This is a genomic window from Pseudomonas asplenii (genome assembly GCF_001293465.1).
GTDB classification, from domain to species: Bacteria; Pseudomonadota; Gammaproteobacteria; order Pseudomonadales; family Pseudomonadaceae; genus Aquipseudomonas; species Aquipseudomonas fuscovaginae_B.
On sequence record NZ_JSYZ01000002.1, the window covers coordinates 405,184 to 424,598 of the forward strand.

15 protein-coding genes are annotated in these 19,415 nt (G+C 64.3%); 6 read left to right on the forward strand and 9 right to left on the reverse strand.

The genetic code is table 11. The features are described 5' to 3' along the window. Positions 1-249 precede the first annotated feature (249 nt). The 6 genes from PF66_RS03880 (at position 250) to PF66_RS03905 (ending at position 8,892) form a co-directional block, all read left to right on the forward strand. Positions 250-1,413 carry an efflux RND transporter periplasmic adaptor subunit gene (locus PF66_RS03880; protein WP_054061930.1) on the forward strand — a complete coding sequence of 388 codons (1,164 nt, stop codon included), beginning with the start codon at positions 250-252 and terminating at the stop codon, positions 1,411-1,413. Next, positions 1,410-4,505 carry a multidrug efflux RND transporter permease subunit gene (locus PF66_RS03885; RefSeq protein WP_054059853.1) on the forward strand — a complete coding sequence of 1,032 codons (3,096 nt, stop codon included), beginning with the start codon at positions 1,410-1,412 and terminating at the stop codon, positions 4,503-4,505. Before PF66_RS03880 ends, PF66_RS03885 begins: the two co-directional genes overlap by 4 nt. A gap of 9 nt (positions 4,506-4,514) precedes the next feature. Beyond that, a complete protein-coding gene (locus tag PF66_RS03890) occupies positions 4,515-5,195 on the forward strand; it encodes a heavy metal response regulator transcription factor (protein WP_017904851.1) in 681 nt (226 codons plus the stop codon). Further along, a complete protein-coding gene (locus PF66_RS03895; RefSeq protein WP_054061931.1) occupies positions 5,185-6,549 on the forward strand; it encodes a heavy metal sensor histidine kinase in 1,365 nt (454 codons plus the stop codon). Before PF66_RS03890 ends, PF66_RS03895 begins: the two co-directional genes overlap by 11 nt. Before the next feature lie 129 nt (positions 6,550-6,678). Beyond that, positions 6,679-6,900, forward strand: a complete 222-nt coding sequence (locus PF66_RS03900) for a hypothetical protein (protein WP_054059855.1) — start codon at positions 6,679-6,681, stop codon at positions 6,898-6,900. A gap of 507 nt (positions 6,901-7,407) precedes the next feature. After that, on the forward strand, positions 7,408-8,892 hold the full coding sequence (locus tag PF66_RS03905; protein ID WP_054059856.1) for a sensor domain-containing diguanylate cyclase: 1,485 nt from the start codon (positions 7,408-7,410) through the stop codon (positions 8,890-8,892). 51 nt (positions 8,893-8,943) lie between these two features. On the opposite strand, the gene lpxC is transcribed toward PF66_RS03905, so the two are convergent. The 9 genes from lpxC to murD all read right to left on the reverse strand — a co-directional run bounded on the left by lpxC (position 8,944) and on the right by murD (position 19,415). After that, entirely contained in the window at positions 8,944-9,855 is a 912-nt protein-coding gene (gene lpxC, locus PF66_RS03910; protein ID WP_010452622.1) for a UDP-3-O-acyl-N-acetylglucosamine deacetylase, read from the reverse strand. Positions 9,856-9,967: 112 nt separating this feature from the next. Further along, positions 9,968-11,167 (reverse strand): cell division protein FtsZ, encoded by a 1,200-nt coding sequence (gene ftsZ / locus PF66_RS03915; protein WP_054059857.1) that lies wholly within the window; start codon positions 11,165-11,167, stop codon positions 9,968-9,970. Between the two features lie 56 nt (positions 11,168-11,223). Continuing rightward, positions 11,224-12,489: a cell division protein FtsA gene (gene ftsA, locus PF66_RS03920; protein ID WP_017904846.1), complete on the reverse strand. Its 1,266-nt coding sequence runs from the start codon at positions 12,487-12,489 to the stop codon at positions 11,224-11,226. A gap of 14 nt (positions 12,490-12,503) precedes the next feature. Continuing rightward, positions 12,504-13,373: a cell division protein FtsQ/DivIB gene (locus tag PF66_RS03925; protein ID WP_054059858.1), complete on the reverse strand. Its 870-nt coding sequence runs from the start codon at positions 13,371-13,373 to the stop codon at positions 12,504-12,506. A 6-nt stretch (positions 13,374-13,379) separates the two neighbouring features. After that, positions 13,380-14,348, reverse strand: a complete 969-nt coding sequence (locus PF66_RS03930) for a D-alanine--D-alanine ligase (protein ID WP_054061932.1) — start codon at positions 14,346-14,348, stop codon at positions 13,380-13,382. Beyond that, positions 14,345-15,805 carry a UDP-N-acetylmuramate--L-alanine ligase gene (murC, locus tag PF66_RS03935; protein WP_054059860.1) on the reverse strand — a complete coding sequence of 487 codons (1,461 nt, stop codon included), beginning with the start codon at positions 15,803-15,805 and terminating at the stop codon, positions 14,345-14,347. Before murC ends, PF66_RS03930 begins: the two co-directional genes overlap by 4 nt. Next, positions 15,798-16,868: an undecaprenyldiphospho-muramoylpentapeptide beta-N-acetylglucosaminyltransferase gene (gene murG, locus PF66_RS03940; protein ID WP_054061933.1), complete on the reverse strand. Its 1,071-nt coding sequence runs from the start codon at positions 16,866-16,868 to the stop codon at positions 15,798-15,800. Before murG ends, murC begins: the two co-directional genes overlap by 8 nt. Further along, positions 16,858-18,072: a putative lipid II flippase FtsW gene (gene ftsW, locus PF66_RS03945; protein WP_054059862.1), complete on the reverse strand. Its 1,215-nt coding sequence runs from the start codon at positions 18,070-18,072 to the stop codon at positions 16,858-16,860. Before ftsW ends, murG begins: the two co-directional genes overlap by 11 nt. Beyond that, entirely contained in the window at positions 18,069-19,415 is a 1,347-nt protein-coding gene (gene murD, locus PF66_RS03950; protein WP_054061934.1) for a UDP-N-acetylmuramoyl-L-alanine--D-glutamate ligase, read from the reverse strand. The genes ftsW and murD overlap by 4 nt, the downstream gene beginning before the upstream one ends.

Here is a 19,415-nt window from a genome sequence, read left to right on the forward strand (position 1 = left end):
ATTAAACATACGACCCCGGAACACAACGCCTGCACAGACATGTCCATTAAAAAGCAGGCAGCCGATAACCCGGTCTATATCCCGCTTTATCGTCTGCAACACTTATTTCTTTAATGACTGTCCAGGCGGGCCGTAGCTGACAGCCGTGTCAGTTAGCCGTCACCGTGCTGACCGGATAGCGGGGTTATAAAGAGGCTACTGTTCTGCCAGCATTGGCCTTCCTTCCATTCGTACCGGCGTTTTGACACCATGCACATCCCGAAGAAAACCCTGTTGGGCCTTGCCGCGATCCTGGTGGCGGCCGCCGGTGCCACCTGGACATTGACCCGCACCGCTCCCGTCCGGCACGCCGGCAGCGCGCCGATCCCGGTCAAGGTCATCCACGTGGTGCAACAGGACGTCCCGCGTTATGCCAGCGGCATCGGTACGGCCCTGTCACTGCACAGCGTGGTGATCCGCCCACAGATCGATGGCATCCTCACCCGCCTGCTGGTCAAGGAAGGGCAACTGGTCAAGGAAGGCGACCTGCTGGCGACCCTTGACGACCGCTCGATCCAGGCCAGCCTGTCCCAGGCCAAGGCACAACTGGCGCAGAGCCAGGCGCAATTGCAGGTGGCCGAGGTCGACCTCAAGCGCTACAGGCAGTTGACCGTCGACAACGGGATCTCGAAGCAGACCTACGACCAGCAGCAGGCCCTGGTCAACCAGCTCAAGGCCACCACCCTCGGCAACCAGGCGGCGATTGACGCGGCGCAGGTGCAACTGTCCTATACCCGGATCCGTTCGCCGGTGACCGGCCGGGTCGGTATCCGCTCCGTCGATGAGGGCAACTTCCTGCGCATGAGTGATGCCCAGGGCCTGTTTTCCGTGACCCAGATCGATCCGATCGCCGTGGAGTTCTCCCTCCCGCAACAGATGCTGCCAACCCTGCAGGGGCTGCTTGGCGCCGACAGGCCGGCAGCGGTGAAAGCCTACCTGGGCGACGAAGGCCACGGTGACAGCCTGCTCGGCTCCGGTCATCTGACGCTGATCGACAATCAGGTCTCGGCCACCACCGGCACCATCAAGGCCAAGGCCGAGTTCAACAACCCGGGTCAGAAGCTGTGGCCGGGCCAACTGGTCAATATCAAGATCCAGACCGCCCTCGACCGCGGCGCCCTGGTGGTGCCTCCGACGGTGGTGCAACGCGGCCTGGACGGCTACTTCGTCTACCGGGTCAAGGACAAGGGCGTGGAAGTGGTGCCGGTCCAGGTGCCTTACCAGGACAGCGAACAGAACATCATCCAGGGCGTGCAGGCCGGCGATCAGTTGGTCAGCGACGGCCAGTCGCGACTCAAGCCCGGCGCCCTGGTCGAGATACTCGGTGCGCCCAGGCTGGCCGGGCAGGCCGTGGCCGGAGAACCCAAGCCATGATCAAGGACAGCCGCGGCGTCTCGGCCTGGTGCATCAATCACCCGGTGGCGACCATCCTGCTCACCTTCGCCCTGGTCCTGCTCGGGCTGATCGCCTTCCCGCGGCTGCCGCTGGCACCGTTGCCGGAGGCCGAATTCCCGACCATCCAGGTGTCCGCGCAACTGCCCGGTGCCAGTCCGCAGACCATGGCGTCTTCGGTGGCGACACCGCTGGAAGTGCAGTTCAGCGCCATCCCCGGCGTGACCCAGATGACCTCCAGCAGTGCCCTGGGTACCACCACCCTGACCCTGCAATTCACCCTGAGCAAAAGCATCGATACCGCCGCACAGGAGGTCCAGGCGGCGATCAACACCGCCTCGGGCAAGCTGCCCAAGGACATGCCGACCCTGCCCACCTGGCGCAAGGTCAACCCGGCCGACAGTCCGGTGCTGATCCTCAGTGTCAGTTCCAGCCAGATGCCCGGCACCGAACTGAGCGACTATGCCGAGACCCTGCTGGCCCGCCAGCTCAGCCAGATCGATGGCGTCGGCCAGATCAACATCACCGGCCAGCAGCGTCCGGCCATCCGCGTGCAGGCTTCGGCGGACCGCCTGGCGGCCATCGGCCTGACCCTGGCCGACCTCCGCCTGGCGATCCAGCAGACCAGCCTCAACCTGGCCAAGGGCGCGCTGTACGGCAAATCGAGCATCTCCACCCTGTCGACCAACGACCAGTTGTTCCAGCCGCAGGAGTACGGTGAGCTGATCGTCTCCTACAAGAACGGCGCGCCGGTGCAGCTCAAGGATATCGCCCGGGTGGTCCGTGGCTCCGAAGACGCCTATGTGCAGGCCTGGTCCGGCGATGTGCCGGGGGTGAACCTGGTGATCTCGCGCCAGCCGGGGGCGAACATCGTCGAAACCGTGGAGCGGATCAAGGCCGCCCTGCCGGGCCTGGAGGCCATGCTGCCGGCCTCGGTGCAGGTCAGGGAACTGATCGACCGCACCCAGACCATCCGCGCCTCGCTGCATGAAGTGGAAATGACGCTGCTGATCGCCATCCTGCTGGTGGTGGCGGTAATGGCGCTGTTCCTGCGCCAGCTGTCGGCGACCCTGATCGTCTCGGCGGTGCTCGGCGTGTCGCTGGTAGCCAGCTTCGCACTGATGTACGTGATGGGCTTCAGCCTGAACAATCTGACCCTGGTTGCGATCGTCATTGCCGTCGGCTTCGTGGTCGACGACGCGATCGTCGTGGTGGAAAACATCCACCGCCACCTGGAGGCCGGCGACGGCATGCGCGAAGCCGCCATCAAGGGTGCCGGGGAGATCGGCTTCACCGTGGTCTCCATCAGCTTCTCGCTGATCGCCGCCTTCATCCCGCTGCTGTTCATGGGCGGGGTGGTGGGCCGGCTGTTCAAGGAGTTCGCCCTGACTGCGACCTCGACCATCCTGATTTCAGTGGTGGTCTCGCTGACCCTGGCGCCAACCCTGGCCGCGCTGTTCATGCGCGCGCCGGTGCATCACGAACACGCCAAGGCAACCTTCGGCGAGCGCCTGCTGGCGCTCTACGAGCGCGGGCTGCGCCGTGCGCTGGACCACCAGAAACTGATGTTCGGGATTTTCTGCCTGACCCTCGGCCTTGCCGTGGCCGGCTACGTATTCATTCCCAAGGGTTTCTTCCCGGTGCAGGACACCGGCTTCGTGCTGGGCACCACCGAGGCCGCCGCCGATGTCTCGTTCGACGACATGGTGGCCAAGCACAAGGCCCTTGCCGAGATCGTCGCCGCCGACCCGGCGGTGCAGGCGTTCTCCCATTCGGTGGGCGTCTCGGGCAGCAACCAGACCATCGCCAACGGCCGCTTCTGGATCGCGCTCAAGCCACAGGACCAGCGCGACGTTTCCGCCAGTGCCTTCATCGACCGGATCCGGCCGCAGCTGATGCGGATCCCCGGCATCGTGCTCTACCTGCGCGCCGGCCAGGACATCAACCTCAGCTCCGGGCCGAGCCGGGCCCAGTACCAGTACGTGCTCAAGAGCAACGACGGCGACCTGCTGAACACCTGGACCCAGCGCCTGACGGAAAAGCTGCGGGCCAACCCGGCGTTCCGCGACCTGTCCAACGACCTGCAACTGGGTGGCAGCATCACCCACATCACCATCGACCGGCGGGCCGCCGCGCGCTTCGGCCTGACTGCCAGCGATGTCGACGAAGCGCTCTACGATGCGTTCGGCCAGCGCCAGGTCAACGAGTACCAGACCGAGACCAACCAGTACAACGTGATCCTCGAGCTGGACACCGCCCAGCGAGGCAAGGCCGAGAGCCTGAACTACTTCTACCTGCGTTCGCCGCTGACCGGCGAGATGGTGCCGCTGTCGGCCCTGGCGCGCTTCGATGCGCCCACCAGCGGGCCGCTGTCGATCGCCCACGATGGCATGTTCCCGGCCGCCAACCTGTCGTTCAACCTCAGCCCCGGCGTGGCCCTGGGCGACGCGGTGCTGCTGCTTGACCAGGCGAAGAACGAGATCGGCATGCCGGCCTCCATCAGCGGCAACTTCCAGGGCGCGGCCCAGGCCTTCCAGAGCTCCCTGGCCAGCCAGCCGTGGCTGATCCTCGCGGCACTGGTGGCGGTGTACATCATTCTCGGCGTGCTCTACGAGAGTTTCGTGCACCCGCTGACGATCATCTCCACCCTGCCCTCCGCCGGCCTCGGCGCACTGATCATGCTCTGGCTGCTGGGCCAGGATTTCTCGATCATGGCGCTGATCGGCCTGGTGCTGCTGATCGGTATCGTGAAGAAGAACGGCATCCTGATGATCGACTTCGCCCTCGAGGCCCAACGGGGCGGGCTGACGCCCGAGCAAGCCATCTACAAGGCCTGTGTCACCCGCTTCCGACCGATCATCATGACCACCCTGGCAGCCCTGCTCGGCGCCCTGCCGCTGATGCTCGGCCACGGTACCGGCGCCGAACTGCGCCAGCCACTGGGGATCGCCGTGGTCGGCGGCCTGCTGGTGAGCCAGGCGCTGACGCTGTTCACCACGCCCGTCATATACTTGTGGCTCGAGCGGCTTTTCCATCGGCCCCAACCGGCAGCCGTGCCGGCGATCACACATTGAGGCTGAGCCATGCGAGTCCTGATTATCGAAGATGAAGAAAAAACCGCCGACTACCTGCATCGCGGCCTGACCGAGCAGGGCTACACCGTCGACCTCGCGCGCGATGGCGTCGGCGGCCTGCACCTGGCGCTGGAAAGCGATTACGCGGTGATCGTCCTCGACGTGATGCTGCCGGAACTCGACGGCTTCGGCGTGCTCAAGGCCCTGCGGGCACGCAAGCAGACCCCGGTGATCATGCTCACCGCCCGCGAGCGGGTCGAGGACCGCATCCGTGGCCTGCGCGATGGCGCCGACGACTACCTGGGCAAACCGTTTTCCTTTCTCGAACTGGTGGCCCGCCTGCAGGCCCTGACCCGGCGCAGCGGCGGCGGCCATGAGCCCGTGCAGATCAGCGTCGCCGACCTCTGGGTCGACCTGATCAGCCGCAAGGCCAGCCGTGCCGGCCAGCGCCTGGACCTGACCGCCAAGGAGTTCTCGCTGCTCAGTGTGCTGGCCCGGCGCCAGGGCGAAATCCTCTCGAAGACGGCGATTGCCGAGATGGTCTGGGATATCAATTTCGACAGCGATGCCAACGTCGTCGAGGTGGCGATCAAGCGCCTGCGCGCCAAGCTCGACGGCCCGTTCGAACAGAAACTGCTGCACACCATCCGCGGCATGGGTTATGTGCTGGAGAGCCGCGGTGTCGACTAACTCCATCGCCCTGCGCCTGAGCACCCTGTTCAGCCTGGTGGCGCTGCTGGTGTTCCTGCTGATCGGCGGTGCGTTGTACCTGCAGGTGGAAAAGGGCCTGGGTCTGCTGCCCGAAGCTGAACTGGATGCGCGCTACAGCGTGCTCGAATCCTCGATCAACCGTTTCGGCACGCCGGATCACTGGGCCAAGTTCAGCGCCAAGCTCAAGCAACTGGGCGAGGAGGACAAGCGCATCCGCTTCTGGGTGGTCAGCAGCGACCCGAACTATGAATACGGCGCGCCCGATGCGCAGATCCGCGCCTTCGCCGCCGGCCCCAGGGGCATGCGTGACCTGCAGTTGCCGGGGCACGCCTACCCGTTCAAGGTGCTGCTCAATACCATGCCGGCCAAGGACCAGCGGCCGCCCCTGCAGTTCCTGATCGCCATCGACACCGAGACCTTCCGTCAGACCCAGCACCAGTTGCTGATCGCCCTGGTCAGCCTGGCGATCGTCGGTGTGCTGCTGGCCTCGGCCCTGGGCTACTGGGTCGCCCGGATCGGCCTCAAGCCGTTGATCAAGCTGTCGCAGGAGGCCGGCAAGCTGGCACCGCCACGCCTGACCGGACGCCTGCAGCTGTCGCCGCTGCCGCCGGAGCTCAGCCAGTTCGTCAATGCCTTCAACTCGACCCTGGAGCGGGTGGAACAGGCCTATTCGCGACTGGAATCGTTCAACGCCGATGTCGCCCACGAACTGCGCTCGCCGCTGACCAACCTGATCGGCCAGACCCAGGTGGCACTGACCCGCGGACGCTCCGCCGAACATTACTTCGAGGTGCTGCAATCGAACCTCGAGGAACTGGAGCGCCTGCGCTCGATCATCAACGACATGCTGTTCCTGGCCAGCGCCGACCAGGGCAGCAAGGCCACCAAGCTGATCAGTACCTCGCTGGCGGCAGAGGTGGCGACGACCCTCGACTACCTGGATTTCATTCTCGAGGACGCCCGGGTCCGGGTCGAGGTCAGTGGCGATGCCCTGGTGCGGATCGAGATCGCCCACCTGCGTCGGGCGCTGATCAACCTGCTGAGCAACGCGGTGCAACATACCGCGCCCGAGCAGGTGATTCTGGTACGCATCGAGCAGGAGGGCGGGCAGGTGACGATCGCGGTGTCCAACCCCGGGGAAACCATCGCCAGCGAGCATCTGTCGCGCCTGTTCGAACGCTTCTATCGAGTCGATGCCTCGCGCAGCAACAGTGGTGCCAACCATGGACTGGGCCTGGCGATCGTCAAGGCGATCGCGCTGATGCACGGCGGCGATGTGTTCGTACACAGCGGCGACGGCGTCAATACCTTCGGCATCCATCTCCCCGCCTGACGCTCTCCCGACAGGGACTGTTGCCCAGAACGTAACAGTCCTTCAAGCGGGCCGGTCTTTTTCCAGGCCCCCAGGGCATTTAACCTTGCCTCAACCAACAGCACTTGCTCAGCAAGAAGGTTCTTTAAAATGTCCAGTTCCATGGGTATGGCCAGTCTCTTTGTCCTGTCCGCTGTCATGTTGTCGCCTCTGGCCCACGCCGAGGAGTCCCAGTCTTTCGTCGCGCAGAACGCCGCCCGGGCCGCTGCCCGCCAGGATCACGTCGAAATGACCGCCAAGGCCCAAAGCCGCACGCCAGAGCGGCACAGCTCGGTAAATCCGGCTCAGCCGGACAGCGCCAGGGATAGCTGAAAGCTGCCCGCAGAACGTTTCCCTCTCCATCGATCCAGTTTCCTGCCCGGGGTCGATGGCTTCAAAAGCCGCTGATACAGCGGCTTTCTTTATTGTCGCCTGCCTCCTGCGTCACGCAACAGGAACGACCGTCTCATCGATTCAAGTAGCTCGACAGTCATGAAGATCGCCCTCTCACTCAGGCAAATCTTCATTGCTCCGGCTGCAACGATGTCGAACGCCACCCAGGCTGGCGATGGCTCCAGCATCCTGCCAGCGAACGTCCGCTACGTGGTGCAGGAGGCCAGTGGCGATCCGCCTGCGGTGGGCGAGCAACCGTAGCAGTGCGGGCTGTTCGGCGGTCGACGAGTATCGGGTCATCGTCGACTACCCGGTGAATATCTTCTAGCATTCGGTAAAGGGCCAGCTGGCGGAGGCTGGCCTTTTTTACGCTGGGGCTTTATACGGGCCCCGACACCCCCGAGCTGCATGAGGTTTGCCATCAATCACTCTTCGAACCTTTCGGCAATGCCTCGCCTGCTGCTGGTACTGGGCAGCGGCCTGAGCGTCAGCGCGATCCTCGGCATCGTCATCTATCTGCTGATCCGCGAACGGGGCAGCGCGGAACTGGTCGCCACGCGTGCCGCCACGAACATCGTGCAACTGATCGACGCCGATGTCCTGCGCAATGCCGAACTCTACGACAAGTCACTGCAGGACCTGATTGCCGCGGCGCGGCGCGAGGACCTCAAGCACGTCTCGCCGCAGGTTCGCCACCTGGCGCTGTTCGACAGCGCCACGGCGTCCCCGCAGAAGGGCGATATCCTGCTGCTCGACAAGCATGGCGAGGTGATTGCCGACTCGTCCTCGGTGGAGCCCCGGCCAGGCAATTTCGCCGACCGCGAATACTTCAAGGCCCATATCGACAACCCCAGCCCGACAATGATGGTCAGCCATCCGTTCCTCGCCCGCGGGCGCATGATCGACTGGCGCATCGGCTTCAGCCGCCGGGTTTCGTCGCCCGAAGGCGAATTTCTCGGCGTGGCCCGGGCCGCGATACGCCTGAGCTACTTCAACGAACTGTTCAAGACCCTGAATATCGGTGCCAGCAGTACGGTCAACCTGCTCAGCAGCGATGGCATCCTGCTCGCCCAGGAGCCGCTGATGAGTGCCGACATGGTCGGCAAGGACTTCAGCCAGCGTCCCAACTTCCTGCGCATCGTGCATGAGGGCAATGGCAGTTTCAGCGCGATCTCCGGTGTCGACGGCAAGCAGCGGCTTTATACCTTTTCCCGGGTCGGCGAATTGCCGCTGATCGTGGTGGTGGCACTATCGGAGGAAGAAGTCTATGCCGCCTGGTGGCGTACCACCTGGCTGGTGGGCAGCGCCACCGGCGGGTTGTGCGCCGGCCTGTTGTGGCTGAGCTGGCTGCTGGCGCGGGAACTGCGCCGACGCCAGCGGGCCGAGCAGGAACTGGCCGAGCTGGCCACCACCGACAGCCTTACGGGCGTCGCCAACCGCCGGGCCCTGGACCAGTCGTTGCTGCACGAATGGAACCGGGCACAACGCTCAGGCCAGCCGCTGTCGCTGCTGATGATCGATGCCGACCATTTCAAGGTGTTCAACGACCGCCATGGGCATCCGATGGGCGACGAAGCCCTGCGTCGAATCGCCCGGGTGATCGGCGAGAACATTCGCCGCCCGGCTGACCTGCTCGCGCGTTATGGCGGCGAGGAGTTCGCGGTGATCCTGCCCCAAACCGACGAGAACGGCGCCCGTTGCCTGGCCGGGAAGATTCTGAATGCCATCCGGCAGATGCCGGCGCCGGTCGCCGGGGCCTGCCCTCTAACCGTCAGTATCGGCGCCAGCACCCGATTGGTTTCCCGCGAAGCCGTCAGCGCCGGGGCCAACATCGAGCAACTGCTACAGGCTGCCGACCAGGCGCTGTACCAGGCCAAGCACAACGGCCGCGACCAGGTGGTTCACGCCGCGGACATCGAACTCGCGGCATAAAAAAAGGCTGCCCGGGGGCAGCCTTTGAAGAACAACAAAAGGAGAAAGTCGTTACACGGCCGCAACGGGACGCATGTACGAGATCGGCGCCGTGCTGGCGTCTTCGAAAGTCACCACTTCCCAGGCATCCTTCTGCTCGATGAGCTTGCGCAGGAGCTGGTTGTTCAGCGCGTGACCGGACTTGAAGCCCTTGAACTCACCAATCAGGCTGTTGCCCAGCAGGTAGAGGTCACCGATGGCGTCGAGGATCTTGTGCTTGACGAATTCGTCTTCGTAACGAAGGCCGTCTTCGTTCAGTACACCGTCCGAGTCGACCACGATGGCGTTTTCCACGCTGCCGCCGAGTGCGAGGTTGTGCTTGCGCAGGTACTCGATATCACTCATGAAGCCAAAGGTACGGGCGCGGCTGACTTCCTTCACGAACGACGTGCTGGAGAAATCCACGCTGGCACTCTGGGTGCGGTCACGGAACACCGGGTGATCGAAATCGATCTCGAAGCTCACCTTGAACCCGTCGAAAGGCACGAAAGTGGCGCGCTTGTCGCCGTCTTCCACTGTGACTTCGCGCAGGATGCGGATGAACTTCTTAGCTGCGTCCTGTTCTTCCAGGCCGGCGGATTGAATCAGGAATACGAAGGGTCCAGCGCTGCCGTCCATGATCGGAACTTCGGACGCGGAGAGCTCGACGTAGGCGTTATCGATGCCCAGGCCAGCCATGGCCGAGAGCAAGTGCTCCACCGTGTCCACTTTGGTGTCACCGTTGACCAGGGTGGTCGACATGGTGGTTTCACCAACGTTTTCCGCGCGCGCAGGAATCTGCACCACAGGGTCGAGGTCGGCACGACAAAACACGATGCCGGTATCCACGGGCGCTGGTTTGAGGGTCAGATAGACCTTCTCGCCCGAGTGCAGGCCGACACCTGTAGCACGGATAATATTTTTCAGGGTGCGTTGTTTAATCATGGCTTTGGCCGCTTCAGCGCAAATTGCGAACAGGTATCAACAAAGGCTGGCGATAATATCAGACCAGACCTTTGCTGAACACCAATCACCCTAATACTCCTGATACATTCCATCAATCGGCCTGACGACGCAGGAAGGCCGGGATATCCAGATAGTCCAGATCGTCCTGCGGGTTCATCTTCGCGGCAGTCGCAGCACCGGCCTGGGCCTGGTTGCGCATGACGGTCGGACGATCCAGGTCGCGGTAGTTCACCGACGGCAGTTCCTGACGCGCGGCAGCAGGTGCCTGGGTGGCGGCCGGCTGGCTGGCGGCGGTCTGCAGGGTGTTGTCGATGACCTTCACAGGCTTCTCGATGCGGGCACCCAGACCGGTGGCGACCACGGTCACGTGCAGTTCGTCGCGCATGTCCGGATCGATAACGGTACCGACCTTGACCATCGCCGCTTCCGAAGCGAAGGCCTCGATGATGCTACCCACGTCGGAGTACTCGCCCAGGGACAGGTCGGGACCGGCGGTGATGTTCACCAGGATACCGCGCGCGCCCTGCAGGTTGACGTCTTCGAGCAGCGGGTTGCGGATCGCCGCCTCGGTGGCTTCACGTGCACGGTTGGGACCGCTGGCGCAGCCAGTGCCCATCATCGCCATGCCCATCTCGCTCATCACGGTACGCACGTCGGCGAAGTCGACGTTGATCATGCCCGGACGCTTGATGATGTCGGAGATACCGCGAACGGCACCGGCCAGCACGTCGTCGGCCTTGGCGAAAGCCGACAGGAGGCTGGCGTCCTTGCCCAGGATGGTCAGCAGCTTCTCGTTGGGAATGGTGATCAGCGAGTCGACGCTGTCGCTCAGGGCACGGATGCCCTCGTCAGCGATCTGCATGCGCTTGCGCCCTTCGAACGGGAACGGACGGGTTACCACCGCAACGGTGAGGATGCCCATTTCCTTCGCCACTTCGGCGATGATCGGCGCTGCACCGGTACCGGTACCACCGCCCATGCCGGTGGTGATGAACACCATGTTGGTGCCCTGCAGCACTTCGGCGATGCGCTCGCGGTCTTCCAGAGCGGCCTGGCGGCCAACTTCCGGATTGGCACCGGCACCCAGGCCCTTGGTCACGCCGGTGCCCAGTTGCAGGATGGTCCGCGCGCCGATGTTCTTCAGCGCCTGGGCATCGGTGTTGGCGCAGATGAATTCGACGCCTTCGATGTTGGTCTTGACCATGTGGTTGACGGCGTTGCCGCCGCCGCCGCCGACACCGATAACCTTGATTACCGGGCTTTGTGGGACGTTGTCTACGAGTTCGAACATGTTCCCTCTCCTTTCATTTCTCTAGTTTTTTCGCCTACTTCTACTGCTTTGAAACTTTAAAAGTTGCCCTGGACCCAGCGCTTCAGGCGCTCGAATACAGGAGCTTTCTGCTCTTCATCGCGATAGTCGTTTCTGTTGCCGCCGTTGTAACCGGACAGGGAAATGCCGTCCGACTGCTTTTGCAGCCCGTACAGCAACAGCCCCACCCCAGTTGAATAGATTGGATTGCGGACCACGTCGGACAGCCCCTTGACGGTGTGCGGAACACCCAGGCGGACCGGCATGTGGAAAATTTCTTCGGCCAGCTCGACCGCGCCTTCCATCTTCGAGGTACCACCGGTCAGCACGATGCCGGCCGGAATCAGGTCTTCGTAGCCGCTGCGGCGCAGCTCGGCCTGGATCAGCGTGAACAGTTCGTCGTAACGCGGCTCGACCACTTCGGCCAGGGCCTGGCGCGACAGCTCGCGCGGCGGACGATCACCCACGCTCGGGACCTTGATGGTTTCGCCGGCACCGGCCAGCTTGGCCAGGGCGCAGGCATAGCGGATCTTGATCTCTTCGGCGTACTGGGTCGGAGTGCGCAACGCCATGGCGATATCGTTGGTCACCTGGTCGCCGGCGATCGGGATCACCGCGGTATGGCGGATCGCACCTTCGGTGAAGATGGCGATGTCGGTGGTACCGCCGCCGATGTCCACCAGGCACACGCCCAGTTCCTTCTCGTCGTCGGTCAGTACCGAATAGGCCGAGGCCAGCTGTTCGAGGATGATGTCGTCGATTTCCAGACCGCAACGACGTACGCATTTCTCGATGTTCTGTGCCGCGTTCACCGCACAGGTGACCACGTGGACCTTGGCTTCCAGACGCACGCCGGACATGCCCAGGGGCTCGCGCACGCCTTCCTGGTTGTCGATCACGTAGTCCTGCGGCAGGGTGTGCAGTACCCGTTGGTCGGCCGGGATCGCCACGGCCTGGGCCGCATCGAGCACGCGCTCCAGGTCAGCCGAACTGACTTCGCGATCACGGATGGCGACGATGCCATGGGAGTTCAGGCTGCGGATGTGATTGCCCGCCACGCCGACGAACGCCGAGTGGATCCGGCAGCCGGCCATCAACTGCGCCTCTTCCACCGCCCGCTGGATCGACTGAACGGTCGACTCGATATTCACCACCACGCCCTTCTTCAGGCCGCGGGAGGGATGGGTACCGATACCGACGATTTCCACTGTGCCATCGGCCGCAACCTCGCCCACCAGCGCCACCACCTTGGAGGTGCCGATATCCAGTCCGACGATCATTTTGCCGCTTTGCACGTTTGCCATGGTCCTGCCTCTTCTTAATTCTTCGCAACGGCGGGTTTGTCCGCTACGGGTGCCACAGGTTCCCGCCATCCGACGGCCAGGCCGTTGGCGTAGCGCAGATCGATGCTGGCAATGTTCGTAATCTGTTCTTTCAGCGTTTTTTCATAAATGGCAATGAAACGGCGCATCTTCTCGACCAGATGGTCGCGGCCCAACAACAACTGGATGCCCGGCCCCGCGCTGCCCGCGCCGGTGGTCAGGAACCAGCTGCCCCGTTCCCGCAGTTCCAGCCGGGCGATGGAGAACCCCAGCGGGCGCAACATCTGGCTCAGGACCTGGTACTGCTGCATCACCTGCTGTTGGGCCCGCTGCGGGCCGAACAACTGCGGCAGATGTTCGTAGTTCGCCAGTTCCCGCGGCGCGAACGCCTGGCCCTGGTTGTTCAGCAGCGCCTCGTCGCCCCAGCGGGCCACCGGCAACTGCTCTTCCAGGCGGATCACCACCTGGTCCGGCCAGACCCGGCGGACTTCGGCGTGGGCGATCCACGGCATGGTTTCCAGCTCGGCGCGCATACCCGCCAGGTCGATGGTGAAGAAGCTCGCCGCCACGTACGGCGCGATCCGCTGCTGCACCGCCTGCTGGCTGATGTAGCTCAGGTCGCCCTGAACGTTGATCTTGCTGATCGGCCGATCCGCATAGGGCAGCAGGCGCTGGGCTCCCTCATAAGTGCCAAAGCCCAGTGCCACCAGCAGGACCGGCCACATCAGGCGCTTCAGGAAGCCGAAATTGGCTTTCGGCAGACGCGCCGACACCGGCTCCTTGGCCACCATTCGACTGGCGCCCCGCGGCACCGGCTTGTTACGGCCGGAACCGGGTGGCTGATGACGAATCTGCGCGCCGTGCATGGCTCGTTAACCTCTCGGTCCTGGATTGCTGGCGACACTTTCCGCCAGGATCGCCAGCACCAGTTGCTGGAAATCGAGGCCGGCCGCACGTGCCGCCATGGGCACCAGACTGTGGTCGGTCATGCCCGGGGCGGTGTTGACTTCCAGGAACCAGAACTGGCCATCGGCGTCCTGCATCACGTCGGCACGCGCCCAACCGGCGATACCGAGCGCCTCGCAGGCTTTCGCCGTGAGGTCCATCAGTTCCTTTTCCTTGGCAGTGTCGAGGCCACAAGGAATCCGGTACTGGGTATCGGATGCCAGGTACTTGGCGTCGTAGTCGTAGAACGAATGCGGGGTGCCGAGGGCGATCGGCGGCAGAACCTGGCCACGCAGCGTCGCAATGGTGAACTCCGGACCGTGAATCCACTGTTCGACCAACACTTGCGAGTCGTAGGTGGCGGCGGCTTTCCAGGCGGCGATCAATTCGTCGACGCTGGTCACCTTGGCCATCCCGATACTGGAGCCTTCATGGGCAGGTTTGACGATCAAAGGGAAACCCAGTTCCGCACCGGCTGAAATACAGTCGGCTTCGCAGCCCAGCACGGCGTGGCGCGGGGTTGGAATACCCAGGCTGTGCCACACCTGCTTGGTGCGCAACTTGTCCATGGCCAGGGCCGAGGCCAGGATGCCGCTACCGGTGTAGGGAATCTCCAGGCACTCCAGCAGGCCCTGCATGCTGCCGTCTTCACCACCGCGACCATGCAGAATGATGAAGGCCCGGTCGATCTTCTCGTTCAGCAGGCGCTGCAACAGATCGTCGCCGACGTCGATACCGAAGGCGTCGACGCCAGCGCCCTGCAGTGCCTCAAGCACGGCGGCGCCGGATTTCAGCGAAACCGGACGCTCGGCGCTCTTGCCGCCGTACAGCACGGCGACGCGACCGAAGTCCTTCGGCTCAAGGGTCGAAAACAGGTTGGCGTAGGCGGCGGTCATTTCGATTTCTCCGCGCCGGCAGCGGCAACCGCGCCTGCGAACAGCGAACTCTTGAGCAATTGCGGCGCGAGGCCACCGATATCACCGGCGCCCTGGCACAGCAGGATGTCGCCCGGTTGCAGCAGTGGCTTGACCAGCGGCGCCAGGTCCACGCCACGCTCGATGTAGATCGGGTCGAGCTGGCCACGCTGGCGGATGCTGCGGCACAACTGGCGGCTGTCCGCACCGGGAATGGCCTCTTCGCCCGCCGGATAGACTTCCATCAGCAGCAGCACGTTGGCGTCGGCCAGGACCTGGACGAAATCGTCGTACAGGTCGCGGGTACGGGTATAGCGGTGCGGCTGGTAGACCATTACCAGGCGGCGCTCCGGCCAGCCACCACGCACGGCCTTGATCACTGCCGCGACTTCGGTCGGGTGGTGGCCGTAGTCGTCGACCAGCATCACGCTGCCGCCGTCCACCGGCAGTTCGCCGTAGACCTGGAAGCGCCGACCGACACCCTGGAAGCCCGACAGGCCCTGGACGATGGCTTCATCGCTGATGCCCTCGTCGGTGGCAATGGCGATGGTGGCCAGGGCGTTCAGCACGTTGTGGTTGCCCGGCATGTTCACCGACACGTTCAGCGGCTCGCGATCGCGGCGCAGCACAGTGAAGTGGGTCTGCATGCCGGCCTGGCGGATATTGATCGCGCGCACGTCGGCGTCTTCGTGAACCCCGTAGGTCACGGTCGGACGCGCGATCTGCGGGAGAATCTCGCGCACCACCGGATCGTCCAGGCAGACCACGGCCAGGCCGTAGAACGGCAGGTTGTGGAGGAACTCGACGAAGGTCTTCTTCAGCTTGCTGAAGTCACCCTCGTAGGTGTCCATGTGGTCGGCGTCGATGTTGGTGACCACGGCGACCAGCGGCTGCAGGTGCAGGAAGCTGGCATCGCTTTCGTCGGCTTCGGCGATCAGGTAGCGGCTGGTACCGAGCTGGGCATTGGTACCCGCGGCATTCAGCCGGCCGCCGATGACGAAGGTCGGATCGAGGCCGCCAGCAGCGAACACCGAAGCGATCAGGCTGGTGGTGGTGGTCTTGCCATGGGTACCGGCCACGGCGATGCCGTGGCGATAACGCATCAGTTCGGCGAGCATCTCGGCCCGCGGCACCACCGGAATACGACGTTCCAGGGCGGTCGCGACTTCCGGGTTGGACTTGTTCACGGCGCTCGACACCACCAGCACGTCGGCGCTGGCGGCGTTCTCGGAACGATGGCCGATGAAGATCTTCGCGCCAAACGACTCGAGCCGGTCGGTGACCGGCGAGGTCTTCAGGTCGGAACCGGACACTTCATAGCCCAGGTTCAGCAGTACTTCGGCGATCCCGCACATGCCCACGCCGCCGATCCCGACGAAGTGGATGCGACGGATGCGGCGCATTTCCGGTTGCGGGATGGCTTTCTGACTCTCAACCATGGGCCACCTCCAGGCAGATCTCGACGACGGTGCGGGTAGCATCGGGCTTGGCCAGGCGGCGTGCGGTGCTCGCCATGGTGTTCAGTCGTTCCGGTTGCATCAAAACCTCTGTCAGGCGTGCCGCCAGATCGGCGGCGCCAGTCGTTCTTTGCGGCAGCAGGAAGGCAGCGCCCTCCCCGGCCAAATATTCGGCATTGCGGGTCTGGTGGTCGTCGATCGCATGGGGCAGAGGCACCAGCAACGAGGGCAGACCGGCAGCAGCCAGTTCACTGACGGTCAAGGCGCCTGCGCGACAGACCACCAGGTCGGCCCAGCCATAGGCTTGGGCCATGTCCTTGATAAAGGGCGCCACCTGCGCCTCGACACCCGCCGCCTGGTAGCGTTCGGCGGTCACTTGGTCGTGGTTGCGACCGGCCTGGTGGAAAACCTCCGGGCGGTACTCGGCCGGTACCTGGGCCAGGGCCTCGGGCAGCAGCTTGTTCAACGGTTCGGCGCCAAGGCTGCCACCGAGGATCAGCAGGCGTGCCGGACGGCCGCCCAGGGCCTGGCGCGGAGTCTCCAGGAACAGCTCCGGGCGCACCGGGTTGCCAGTGGTACGACGCTTGTCCGAGGCGCCGAAGGTATTCGGGAAAGCTTCGCAGACCCGTGCCGCCAGCGGCACCAGCAGCCGATTGGCGGTACCCGCCACGGCATTCTGCTCGTGCACGATCACCGGAACGCCAGCCAGGCGCGCGGCGACCCCACCAGGACCGGTGACATAACCACCAAAGCCCAGCACGCAGACCGGCTTCAGTTGGCGGATCACCTTGCGCGCCTGCCAGATCGCCCGCAGCAGCACGAACGGCGCCTTGAGCAGCGACAGCTTGCTCTTGCCACGCAGGCCGGCGACGTTGATCAGGTGCAGCGGCAACCCGGCATTGGGCACCAGTTCGTTTTCGATACCGCGCGGCGTGCCCAGCCAGTGCACGGTGAAGCCCCGCGCCTGGAACTCGCGGGCACACGCCAGCGCCGGGAACACGTGGCCGCCGGTGCCGCCGGCCATGATCAGCACGTTAGCGGCCATAGGGAGTGTCCTCCGCAAAGTCGCTTTCATCGAATTCCATCTCTTCGCTGCCCAGGTGGGTTCGACTCTCCCACTCGATGCGCAGCAACAGGCCGAGACAGGCGCAGCAGATCACCAGGGAGCTGCCACCGTAGCTGAGGAACGGCAGGGTCAGGCCCTTGGTCGGCAGCAGGCCGACGTTCACGCCGATGTTGATCAGGAACTGGCCGATCCACAGGAACGCCAGGCCGTAGGCCATGTAGGCGGCAAAGAACTGCTTGGCCTTCTCCGCCCACAGGCCGATGTACATGGCCCGCACGCTGACGAACACGAACAGTGCGACAGTGCACAGCGAGCCCACCGCACCCAGCTCTTCGGCGAGTACGGAGAACACGAAGTCGGTATGGGCTTCGGGCAGGTAGAACTGCTTCTGCACGCTGTTGCCCAGGCCGACCCCCAGCCACTCGCCACGACCGAAGGCGATCAGCGCCTGGGTCAGCTGGTAGCCGGAACCGAACTGGTCGGCCCAGGGGTCGGTGAAGGTGGTCAGACGGGCCATCCGGTAGGGTTGCGCCTTGATCAGCACCACCACCGCGACTACGGCCAGCAACACCATCAAGCCGAAGCGCAACAGCCCGACGCCGCCGAGGAACAGCATTGCCGCCGCTGCCCCCATCATCACCACGGTGGCCCCGAAGTCCGGTTCCATCAGCAACAGGCCGGCCATCGGCAGCAGCACGACGAACGGCTTGAAGAAGCCCATCCAGCTCTCGCGCACTTCCTTCTGTCGGCGCACCAGGTAGCCGGCGAGGTAGATCACCACGAACACCTTGGCGATTTCCGAAGGCTGCACGTTGAAGAAACTGAACCCGATCCAGCGCATCGAACCGTTCACTTCACGGCCGATACCCGGCAGCAGCACCATCACCAGCAGGCCGAAGGCGCCCACCAGCATCATGAAGCCCATGCGCTGCCAGGTGGCGATCGGTACCATCATCGTGGCGATGCAGGCGCCCACGCCGATGACCAGATAGATCAGGTGGCGGATCATGTGGTACAGCGCGTTGCCCGATTGCACGGCAGCCACTTCGGAGGATGCCGAGGTGATCATCACCAGGCCGAGGCCGAGTAGCGCCAGGCAGCCGGCGAGCATCGGGAAATCGACGTCGACACCACGCCCGGTGATGATCGGCGACGGATACGGCTTGAGGATATTGAAATTCATGCCAAGCCCTCCACGGCACTGGCGAACAGGCGCCCGCGCTCTTCGAAGTTCCTGAACATGTCGAGGCTGGCGCAGGCTGGCGACAACAGCACGGCATCGCCGTCCCGGGCCAGCTCGGCGCTACGCCGCACCGCTTCGTCCAGGGTCTGCACACGAATCAATGGCACTTCGTCACCCAGCGCCCGGGCCAGCAGTTCGGCATCGCGGCCCAGCAGGACCACCGCCCGGCAGTGGGCCGCAACCGGCGCACGCAGGGCGGAAAAATCCGCGCCCTTGCCGTCGCCGCCGGCGACCAGCACCAGCTTGCCGTCGATATCGGCTCCCAGGCCCTCGATGGCCGCCAGCGCGGCACCGACGTTGGTGGCCTTGGAGTCGTTGTAGTAGTTCACGCCGTTGTGCTCGCGCACCCATTGGCAGCGGTGTTCGAGGCCGCCGAAGGTGCGCAGGCTCGACAGCATCGCGTCGAACGGCAACCCCACGGCATGCCCCAGCGCCAACGCGGCCAAGGCGTTGGACTGGTTATGGGCACCACGGATCTTCAGTTCGCGCACCGGCATCAGGTTCTGGAACTCGAAGGCCAGGTATTTCTCGCCGCCTTCCTCGCGCAGGCCGAAAGCCTTGAAGTCCGGCTTGCCCAGACCGAAGGTCCAGCAGGGCAGGCCTTCGCTCATCAGCGGCCGGGACAGGGCGTCCTGGCGGTTGACCACCACCTGCTTCGCTCCGCGGAAGATCCGGTGCTTGGCCAGGTGATAGGCCGGCAGGCCGCTGTAGCGGTCCATGTGGTCTTCGCTGATGTTGAGCACGGTCGCCACCGCAGCGTTCAACTGGTCGGTGGTTTCCAGCTGGAAGCTCGACAGCTCCAGCACATACAGTTCGATATCGTCGCCGAGCAGGTCCAGCGCCGGGGTGCCGAGGTTGCCACCGACCGCCACGCGCTTGCCGGCAGCAGCCGCCATTTCGCCCACCAGGGTGGTCACGGTGCTCTTGGCGTTGGAGCCGGTGATCGCGACGATCGGCGCCTTCGCGTTACGCGCGAACAGCTCGATATCGCCGGACAGTTTCACGCCACGGGCCGCAGCCGCCTGCAACGCCGGGGTCGCCAGGGCCAGGCCCGGGCTCACGTAGAGTTCGTCGGCACGGCAGAGAAACTCGACATCCAGCTCGCCACAACGCACTTCCACCTGAGGGTAGTCACGGCGCAGCGTGGCCAGCTCCGGTGGATTCTCCCGCGTATCGGCCACCGCAAAGGCAACGCCCCGGTTCGCCAGGAAGCGAACCAGGGACATGCCGCTCTTGCCGAGGCCGACAACGATGCGGAAGTGGTCAGAAGCGATCAGCGACAC